The sequence below is a fragment of the Acinetobacter sp. UBA3025 genome, assembly GCF_002367915.1.
In the GTDB taxonomy this organism is placed as follows: Bacteria; Pseudomonadota; Gammaproteobacteria; order Pseudomonadales; family Moraxellaceae; genus Acinetobacter.
In genome coordinates this window covers 1-9,813 of record NZ_DFDO01000292.1, presented here as the reverse complement: position 1 = coordinate 9,813, position 9,813 = coordinate 1, and the positions used below count along the sequence as shown (strand labels likewise).

Annotated in this window: 8 protein-coding genes; 6 read left to right on the top strand and 2 right to left on the bottom strand. The window is 40.5% G+C overall.

The features are described from left to right. Window positions 1–311: 311 nt before the first annotated feature. Complete coding sequence (locus B4J23_RS12320) at window positions 312–1,403, bottom strand: hypothetical protein (RefSeq protein WP_048881925.1); 1,092 nt, start codon at window positions 1,401–1,403, stop codon at window positions 312–314. Window positions 1,404–1,659: 256 nt separating this feature from the next. Continuing rightward, window positions 1,660–2,634 carry a lipoyl synthase gene (lipA, locus tag B4J23_RS12315; protein ID WP_075166809.1) on the bottom strand — a complete coding sequence of 325 codons (975 nt, stop codon included), beginning with the start codon at window positions 2,632–2,634 and terminating at the stop codon, window positions 1,660–1,662. Between the two features lie 342 nt (window positions 2,635–2,976). Here lipA and B4J23_RS12310 point away from each other — a divergent pair, with 342 nt between their 5' ends. The 6 genes from B4J23_RS12310 to B4J23_RS12285 are packed head-to-tail and all read left to right on the top strand — an operon-like array spanning window position 2,977 to window position 9,800. Next, window positions 2,977–3,939: a thiamine pyrophosphate-dependent dehydrogenase E1 component subunit alpha gene (locus tag B4J23_RS12310; RefSeq protein WP_075166713.1), complete on the top strand. Its 963-nt coding sequence runs from the start codon at window positions 2,977–2,979 to the stop codon at window positions 3,937–3,939. A gap of 15 nt (window positions 3,940–3,954) precedes the next feature. Beyond that, window positions 3,955–4,974 carry an alpha-ketoacid dehydrogenase subunit beta gene (locus B4J23_RS12305; RefSeq protein ID WP_004979604.1) on the top strand — a complete coding sequence of 340 codons (1,020 nt, stop codon included), beginning with the start codon at window positions 3,955–3,957 and terminating at the stop codon, window positions 4,972–4,974. Window position 4,975: 1 nt separating this feature from the next. After that, a complete protein-coding gene (locus tag B4J23_RS12300; protein WP_180031422.1) occupies window positions 4,976–6,511 on the top strand; it encodes a 2-oxo acid dehydrogenase subunit E2 in 1,536 nt (511 codons plus the stop codon). A gap of 11 nt (window positions 6,512–6,522) precedes the next feature. After that, window positions 6,523–7,923: a dihydrolipoyl dehydrogenase gene (lpdA, locus tag B4J23_RS12295; RefSeq protein ID WP_166139586.1), complete on the top strand. Its 1,401-nt coding sequence runs from the start codon at window positions 6,523–6,525 to the stop codon at window positions 7,921–7,923. 11 nt (window positions 7,924–7,934) lie between these two features. After that, window positions 7,935–8,720 carry an acetoin reductase gene (locus B4J23_RS12290; protein ID WP_180031423.1) on the top strand — a complete coding sequence of 262 codons (786 nt, stop codon included), beginning with the start codon at window positions 7,935–7,937 and terminating at the stop codon, window positions 8,718–8,720. Between the two features lie 21 nt (window positions 8,721–8,741). Next, on the top strand, window positions 8,742–9,800 hold the full coding sequence (locus tag B4J23_RS12285; protein WP_262738696.1) for a 2,3-butanediol dehydrogenase: 1,059 nt from the start codon (window positions 8,742–8,744) through the stop codon (window positions 9,798–9,800). Window positions 9,801–9,813 lie beyond the last annotated feature (13 nt).

Here is a 9,813-nt window from a genome sequence, read left to right as displayed (position 1 = left end):
TGTTTACCTAAAGTCTAGTTCATAATTTTTTTTAATAAATAATTAATATTAATATTAAATAGTTATCTTAATAAAATCCGCAATTTTACTTGTGCAAGTTTATGAACCTACTATGCAAATTTAAATCAACATGCTTAAAATCACATTTTAATATCGTTATTGTCGATGGTGGTCAGGCTGGGCTTTCAGTGAGCCATTATTTCAAACTGGCCAATTCAAACACAATAAAGATCTTTAGATGAACAATTTCTATCTGCTACACAATAAAACCTTATTCAATAAAACTTTAGAGTTGAAGCAACAAATCAAATTTAAATCAGATTTGAAAAATAATTACGGTAGTTGCTGTCCTGTGGTAATAATTCTAATAAACGCTGTACCGCATCAATACGATCATGTGTTTGCCCAATAATCCGTAATAATTGATCGGTATCCTTTATTTGATAAATCAACTGGCTTAAACGGGCATCAAAACAATGTCTCCAAGTACTGAGTAAAGGGCTTTCTGATTTAGATAAAAAGCTACCTTTATATAGCGAGAATGTACTCGAAATAAGATTTGCATTTAATGATTGTTCAGCACGTAAAAAATCACATTGGACTTCACAGGTAAGCCTATAAATCCGAGCCTCAATTGAATGAGGTAATAGGCTACGAAGTTGTGAAAGCTCAGCCTTTAGGGTTTTTAGGCTGACATTACGCTCACCATAAAGGGCATAGTGTAACTCTTCTAAACCAATCCCGTACGGATACAAAGCTAAAATGCAAAGTATTTCAATTTGACGGTGAGTCAAGTTCAAAGTATGCCCATTAAATTGAACCCAGGGTGAACCTAGCGCTTTAATGTATAAAAAATTTTTCTGTTCAAATTTTATTGCTCGCTGTATTAAGTCTGCACAGCGTTCCACAGCAAGAATGCCTAGAGGGGTATGTTTTTTATATTTTGTGGAAAGATTGATAATGCCATGAAATTGACCTGAAGTCGGATCCCAGATAGGTGCTGCATAACAAACCCAATCACGAACGCTGTCCATTTGGTTTTCATGAGAATATACACAACTTGATGTTTGACTATTTAATGTCATACCAATCGCATTGGTCCCAACCGCCTGCGTTGACCAATGGCCACCTTCAATAAAATGTACCTGTTCAGCAGAAGAAAGCATCGCGGAACTACTCCAGGTCCATAACAGAGTACCATGGTGATCTGTAAGACCAATTGCCATATCGGAATCATCAGCAATTCTTAATAAATCGGCATAATTATGCTGAATAGAGCGGCGGAATAGGGAAGTCTGATCTTCTTGAGGCAAAGCCAAAACGGGTGCAGCCTGAACAATATGCTGATTAATTAAATGTGTTGTTTGCAGCTTTTTTGCTGGTGCTGTATTGAACAGGTTCATATCATATTCCTTTATGATTAGACTGTAATATCTTTAAACTTCAGAAATCAATTTCCAGATCTATACTCATTCAATCTTTTCTTACGTGTACCAAATCATTTTTTCTTGGATTCGTTAAATAACCTTTTTTGGGTTTTACCAGCCTTTTAGCTACTTTAAAAGTGTTGTTATGGACTGGAAATGACTATTTTTATCTGAAGTGTTAATAAAAGTAACCATTATGTTGATAAATAGGATCCTTTAAATGATGAAAATGTCATTCACGCACGTAGGGCACAGGTACAGCCTCACCATAATACTGGCGGTCAGCAAAATAACTCGATCGCACTAATGGTGCACTCCAAATATTCTTAAACTCTAAGTGCTCTCCATGAGTTTGATAATGTTTAAACTCTTGCAATGTAACAAAACGATGAATTGGCGCATGTGATTTGGATGGCTGTAGGTATTGGCCGATTGTGACATAATCAATTTGATAATCTTTCAAATCATTTAATAACGCAATAACCTCAGCTTCAATCTCTCCTAAACCCACCATCAAACCACATTTCGTTGGGATATCAGGGCAGTAGTGTTTAAATTTCTTAAGTAAATTCAATGAATGCTGATAGTCAGCGCCTGGTCGCATGGCTTTATACAGGCGTGGCACGGTTTCAATATTGTGATTAAAAACATCAGGTGGATTTTTGCTCAGAATTTTAAGTGCAATATCTGCGCGACCACGAAAATCAGGAACCAAAACTTCAATCAAAGTGTCTGGACTAGTTTGACGAATTTCTCGAATGCAATCTGCAAAATGCTGTGCACCGCCATCTTTTAAATCATCTCGGTCAACGGAAGTAATCACAACATACTTTAAGTTTAGATTCTTCACTGTTTCAGCCAAATGCAGTGGCTCGTTAATATCTAAGGCATTAGGACGGCCATGCGAGACATCACAGAATGGACAGCGTCGAGTACAGATATCTCCCATAATCATGAATGTTGCTGTTCCACTACCGAAACATTGCGGCAAGTTAGGACAAGCTGCTTCTTCGCAAACGGTATGTAGTTTTTGTTGTCTTAATAAATCCTTAATGATTTGGACTTCCTCAGGTCGACTAATTTTAGTCCGGATCCATTCTGGCTTTTTCGGTATCGTTTCCGTTGGAACAACTTTAATTGGAATACGCGCCATTTTTTTAGCGCCACGTAGCTTCTTTCCAGTTAATACTGGGTTATTTAAATCCATTTCAAACACTCCGTCGTTTAAAATAATTAATATTGAGCCTGATATTAAATAAGCTGCTTTAAATGCATTAATAATATTAAAACAGGGCAAAAAACTTATCATATAAAACAAAGGTTGGTTAAAGGTTTGTTTTAGTATATAGCTGAATAATATTAAAAAATTTACAAATTTCTTAATTTTATAAACCATTGTTTTTAATGTTTATCTTATGTTTTTATGCATTATATTTTTTTAGTCTAATATGAAATTAAATAAAAATATTCTTATATAAATATACGATTTAAAAATCCAGTTATTCAATTTGGGATTTTCTTTTAAGCGTAGTTAATAAGGAATAAATATATGCAATTAACGGAAGAGCAATTGCTAGCAGCATACAAAAGAATGCGCGACATTCGTGAATTTGAGGATCGACTTCACGATGAAAACAATACAGGTGATATCCCAGGTTTCATCCATCTTTATAGCGGTGAGGAAGCTGTTGCCGTAGGGATCTGTGAAAATTTAACAGATAAGGACTTCATTACCTCAACACATCGTGGTCACGGACATTGTATTGCAAAGGGCTGTGACATTCACGCCATGATGCTAGAAATTTTTGGCAAAGATGATGGTTTGTGTCGTGGTAAAGGCGGCTCAATGCACATTGCGGACTTAGATAAAGGCATGCTCGGTGCAAACGGTATTGTGGGTGGTGGTCCACCTTTGGCTATTGGGGCAGCTTTAAGTGCTAAAACACTCAAAAATGGGGGGATTGGTCTATCTTTTACCGGTGATGGCGGTTCAAATCAGGGCTTAACTTTTGAAGCCATTAATATGGCTGTTGTGTTAAAGCTTCCTGTCATTTTTGTTTTTGAAAATAACGGTTTTGGTGAAGGTACTGCACATGATTATGCCGTAGGCAGTAAAGATATTGCAGGCCGAGCAGCAGGTTTTGGCTTACCCGCTGAAAAAGTAGATGGAACAGACTTTTTTGCTGTGTATGAAGTTGCACAAAAAGCCATTGAACGTGCCCGCCGTGGTGAAGGTCCGAGTGTGATTGAAACGGTAACCAACCGATTTTATGGACATTTTGAAGGTGATCCAGGGCTTATCCGTTCTAAAGAAGAACTGGATTATGTCAAAGAACATAAAGATCCATTGAAAATATTCCGCGAAAAAGTCAAAGACAAAATTGACGAAGCCAAGCTCGATGCGATTGACGCTCAGTCTAAAGCCAATGTAGACGATGCCGTTGCAAAGGCACGTGCAGCTAAGTACCCAGAAGTTTCTCAGTTACTTACCGATGTATACGTCTCTTACTAAAGGAATAGTAGAACAATGCCAAATAAAAGTTATCGAAACGCGATTAAAGAAGCAATTGAATTAGAAATGCGCCGAGACCCAAGTGTCATTGTGGTCGGTGAAGATGTTCGTGGTGGACATGGTGGTAAAAATACCGATGATAATAAGCTGGAAGGTTTTGGCGGTGTACTTGGTGTAACCAAAGGCTTATGGACTGAATTTGGTTCTGAACGAGTCATTGATACTCCAATTACAGAATCAGCGATTATTGGTATGGCGGCAGGTGCTGCTGCAACGGGTTTAAGACCTGTGGCAGATTTAATGTTTATGGATTTTTACGGCGTGTGTTATGACATGCTGTATAACCAAGCAGCTAAATTTCGCTACATGTTTGGCGGCAAAGCTAAAGCGCCACTCGTTGTACGTGGCATGATTGGTGCAGGTTTTTCCGCAGCAGCGCAGCATTCTCAGTCGCCATATAACGTGTTTGCCTCAGTGCCTGGTTTAAAAGTGGTGGTGCCTTCAAGTGCCTATGATGTAAAAGGGTTGTTGATTCAAGCCATTCGAGATGACGACCCAGTAGTCTTTTGTGAACACAAGTTGTTGTACGACATTAAGGGCGAAGTGCCAGATGAAGCCTACACTATTCCTTTTGGTGTCGCAAATTACACCCGTGAAGGCACAGATATCACCATTATTGCCTTAAGTTTGATGGTGCATCGTGCCAATGAAGTCGCTGATAAGCTCGCAAAAGAAGGCATTTCGGTTGAAGTGGTTGACCCTAGAACCATTTCACCATTAGACGAAGATGGCATTTTAGAGTCAGTAGCTTCAACAGGTCGTGTGGTGATTGTAGATGAATCAGCAGCACGTTGTGGTTTCGGACATGATGTGGCTGCGCTTATTGCCCAGAAAGGCTTTCATTATCTTAAAGCACCAATCGAATTAGTCACTCCACCACACTCACCCGTACCATTTTCACCAGTACTAGAAAAAGAATGGCTACCTAGTGTAGAACGCATCGAACAGGCTGTACGCAAGACGTTGGAGGCTTAGGATGAGCGAAATTAAAACTTTAGAAATCCCAAAATGGGGTTTGTCCATGGAAGAGGGTACGATTGCCCAATGGCTGATTCAGGAAGGTACCCAATTTAGTAAAGGACAGGAAATTTGTGAAATTGAAACCACAAAAATCGTCAATGTATTGGAGGCACCTTTTGATGGCCTGCTACGAAAAATTATTGCTAACGATGGTGACACACTGGTCGTAGGTGGAATCATTGCAATTTGTGCAGACGCCCAAGTTTCCGATGCAGAAGTTGAAGCATTTGCACAGTCTTTAGGTGGAACACCTGCTGTAACTGGAAATAAAGCGGTAGCAGCGGTTCCTGAAAAAGTCGATGTGGCTCAAGTTGAAACCAAAGTACAAGCTGCTCCTAAACAGAACAGTGTTGGTAATGGATCAAAAGCGGTGACTCAGGGCGGATATTCTATTCCTGATGAGTTACAAGGCTACCAACAAAGGGATGATATTTTTGCAACGCCACATGCCTTGAAATTGGCTGAAAAGCATAATGTAAACTTGGCTCAGATTACGGGTTCTGGACGTGAAGGCCGTATCAGTGTTCAAGATATTCAGGCCGCAGTTCAAGCTGCTGGTGGTTCTTGGCCAGATGTACGTCATCAAGCTAGTACGAAAGCCGCGAAATCTAAAGCAGATGATAGTGATGTTCTAGCAACACCTGTTGCTCGCCGTTTGGCAAAACAATGGGGCATTAATTTGCATGATTGTCGTGCATCGGGTTCACGTGGACGAGTCTGTAAGGAAGATGTTGAAGCTGTATATCAACGGGAAAATCCTGTACAAGCTCAACATACTGAGTATGCGCATCCAACAGAGTCAGCAAAATTCACCACCGTAGCTATGAATGGTATGCGTAAAGCAATCGCTGCACGGCTACAAGCGGCAAAACGCAATGCACCACATTTTCGCTTAACGATAGACTTAAATGTTGAGTCGGTTCAGGCTTTGCGTCAGCAAATTAACAGTACTGTACCGCAAGTCAAACTGTCCATTAACGATATGCTGATTAAAGCTGCTGCTGCTGCACTGATTAAAGTTCCACAAGTTAATGTTCAGTTTGATGAAGAGAATCAGCAGATTTTACAGTTTGAACAGGCTGATATTTCGGTTGCTGTAGCCATCGAAAATGGACTGATCACGCCAATTATTAAAGCAGCGAACCGTAAATCTTTGGCGCAAATTTCCAATGATATGCGTGATCTGGCGACACGTGCCAAAACTGGAAAATTGGCACCTGATGAGTTTCAAGGGGGCAGTTTCAGTATTTCCAATTTGGGCATGCTTGGTATTCAACAGTTTGATGCCATTATTAACCCGCCTCAAGGTGCAATTCTAGCCTTAGGTGCAGCAGAGAAACGTGCTGTCGTTGAAAATGATGAGATTGTTGTTCGTGAAATGGTGACCGCAACATTGTCTTGTGATCATCGTGTCATTGATGGTGCGTTGGGTGCTCAATTCTTATCGGCATTTAAGCAGTTTGTCGAAAATCCTGCATTAATTTTGGTGTAGGAGGAATAGTCATGTCAGATACACAATTTGATCTTGTGGTTATTGGTGCTGGTCCTGGAGGATATGTCGCTGCGATTCGCGCAGCGCAACTGGGATTAAAAACGGCAATCGTTGAAAAACAACACTTAGGCGGAGTATGTCTTAATTGGGGATGCATTCCAACCAAGGCATTATTGAGCGGGGCTGTGCTTGCGCAGCAGTTCAAACATGCAGGGCAGTTTGGCTTTACGCTTAACGCGATTGATTTTGATATTCAAAAACTGGTCCATCATAGCAGACAGGTTTCTGAGCAACTGGTGCAAGGTATCGGTCAACTATTGAAAAAAAATCAAATCACTGTTTTTAACGCAGCAGCCCAGTTTATTGCCAAAGAGCAATTAGAGCTTACAGATGCGAATGGTCAAAAACAGCAGATTTCTGCACCGCATATTATTGTCGCAACAGGCGCACGTGCGGCCAATTTGCCTCATATTCCTGTAGATGGCCATCAGGTCTGGAGTTATAAAGAGGCTTTAGTTCCAGAACAATTACCAAAATCTTTACTGGTCATTGGTTCGGGTGCTATAGGCAGTGAGTTTGCAAGCCTATACCAAGACTTAGGCTGCCAAGTCACCTTGGTTGATATTGCAAAGCAGATTCTTCCTAGCGAAGACATTGAAGTTGCGAAGTATGTACAAAAGCAATTTGAACAGCAGGGTATGCAGGTTTTAACCGAAGCGACTGTAAAAAAAATAGAAACTGATCAGGCTCAAGTACATTGTCATATTGAAACTGCCACAGGTGTACAAATCATTACTGTTGAAAAGGTGCTTTCAGCTATTGGCGTGAAACCAAATGCTGAAAATCTTGGCCTAGAAGCTTTAGGTGTCGAATTAGAGAATGGTTTTATTAAAGTCGACTCATGGTGCAAAACTAATATTGTGGGCGTATATGCAATTGGCGATGTTGCAGGCGCACCGTGTTTGGCACACAAGGCCAGTCACGAGGCTATTCTTTGTGTGGAGAAAATTGCAGGTTTAGATCATGTACATGCTTTAGATCGTACACAAATTCCGGGCTGTATTTTTACCCATCCGCAAGTGGCCAGTATTGGTTTGACAGAACAGAAAGCGAAAGCTGCGGGCTTGAATATCAATGTGGGTAAGTTTCCTTTACAAGCGAATGGTAAGGCATTGGCTTTGGGTGATAGCGCAGGATTCATTAAAACTATTTTTAGTCAGGAAACGGGTGAATTGTTAGGTGCTCACATGGTTGGACATGAAGTTACCGAACATATTCAGGGTTTTGCCATCGCAAAATACCTAGAAGCGACGGATGAAAGCTTAGCGCAGGTCATTTTCCCTCATCCTACTTTGTCTGAGGCGATGCATGAGTCGGTCTTGTCGGCGATGCAACGTGCAATCCATATTTAAGGAGTCGCAACATGCCTAGAGGTTTAAACAACAAAGTTGCTTTAATTACGGGTGCGGCACAAGGCATTGGACGTGGTATTGCCTTACGTTTAGCACAAGAAGGTGTACATATTGCCTTGGTCGATCTTCATCAAGAAAAGTTAAATACTGTTCAACAAGAGGTTGAAGCCTTTGGCGTAAAAGCCACCACATTTATTGCGGATATTTCAGATCCAATACAAATCAGTGACGCTATTAATCATGCAGAATCGACACTTAATGGCTTTGATATCATGATTAATAATGCAGGTATTGCACAAGTCAAAGCTTTGGCAGAAGTAACGCCGAGTGAATTTACCCAAATTATGAACATCAATGTCGGTGGTGTACTTTGGGGGATTCAAGCCGCAGCAAATAAATTTAAACAACGCCAACAGGCTGGAAAAATTATTAATGCATGCTCAATAGCAGGTCATGAAGGCTTTGCTTTACTCGGTGTTTATTCGGCAACGAAATTTGCAGTTCGTGCATTGACGCAAGCTGCGGCTAAAGAATATGCCAGTGCTAAAATTACTGTAAATAGTTATTGTCCGGGTGTTGTTGGTACAGACATGTGGGTCGAAATAGATCAGCGGTTCTCTGAAATTACAGGTGCACCAATTGGTCAAACGTATAAAAAATATGTAGATGGTATTGCTTTAGGACGTGCTGAAACACCAGATGACGTGGCTGCATTAGTTGCATTTTTAGCCAGCGAGGATGCAAACTATATTACAGGTCAGTCTATTTTGACAGATGGTGGAATGGTTTACCGTTAATATCAACATAAGGAATACACAATGAAAGCAGCTCGTTTTTATGACCGAGGGGATATTCGAATTGAAGATATCCCTGAACCGAAAGTACTTCCAGGCACAGTTGGAATTCAAGTTGCATGGTGCGGTATTTGCGGTACAGATTTACATGAATTCATGGAAGGCCCTATTTTTATTCCACCTTGTGGTCATCCACATCCAATTTCGGGAGAATCTGCACCTGTAACAATGGGACATGAATTTTCAGGCGTAGTTTATGCAGTTGGTGAGGGTGTAGACGATATCCAAATTGGACAACATGTCGTAGTTGAACCCTATATTATTGCGGATGATGTCCCGACTGGCCCCAATGATAAGTATCATTTATCAAAAAATATGAACTTTATTGGTTTAGGCGGACGCGGTGGTGGTCTTTCTGAAAAAATTGCAGTTCAGCGGCGTTGGGTGCATCCTATTTCAAATGATATTCCTTTAGACCAAGCAGCATTGATAGAACCTTTGTCCGTTGGTCATCATGCCTATGTCAGAAGTGGCGCAAAAGCTGGCGATATCGCACTGGTTGGTGGAGCAGGCCCAATAGGCTTACTTTTATCTGCTATTTTAAAGGCCAAAGGTCTCACGGTCATCATTACTGAACTGAGTGCAAAACGTAAAGAAAAAGCGATAGAAGCGGGTGTTGCCGATTATGTACTAGACCCATCTAAGATTGATGTAGTTGCTGAGGTAATGAAAATTACAGAAGACCGCGGTGTAGATGTCGCTTTTGAATGTAGTAGTGTCAATAAAGTCATGGATACACTCGTTGCAGCAATGAAACCAACTGGTGTAGTCGTTATCGTTTCTATTTGGAGCCATCCTGCCACAATTAATGTGCATAGTGTGGTGATGAAAGAGCTAGATATTCGTGGCACGATAGCTTACGTCAATGACCATCAGGAAACTATTCGTTTGGTTGAGCAAGGTAAGATTAATCTAGAACCTTTTATTACCCAACGGATTGCATTAGATGATCTTGTTTCTAAAGGCTTTGAAACATTGATTCATAATAATGAGTCTGCTGTAAAAATTATTGTTCATCCGTAGTAACGCCTAATTT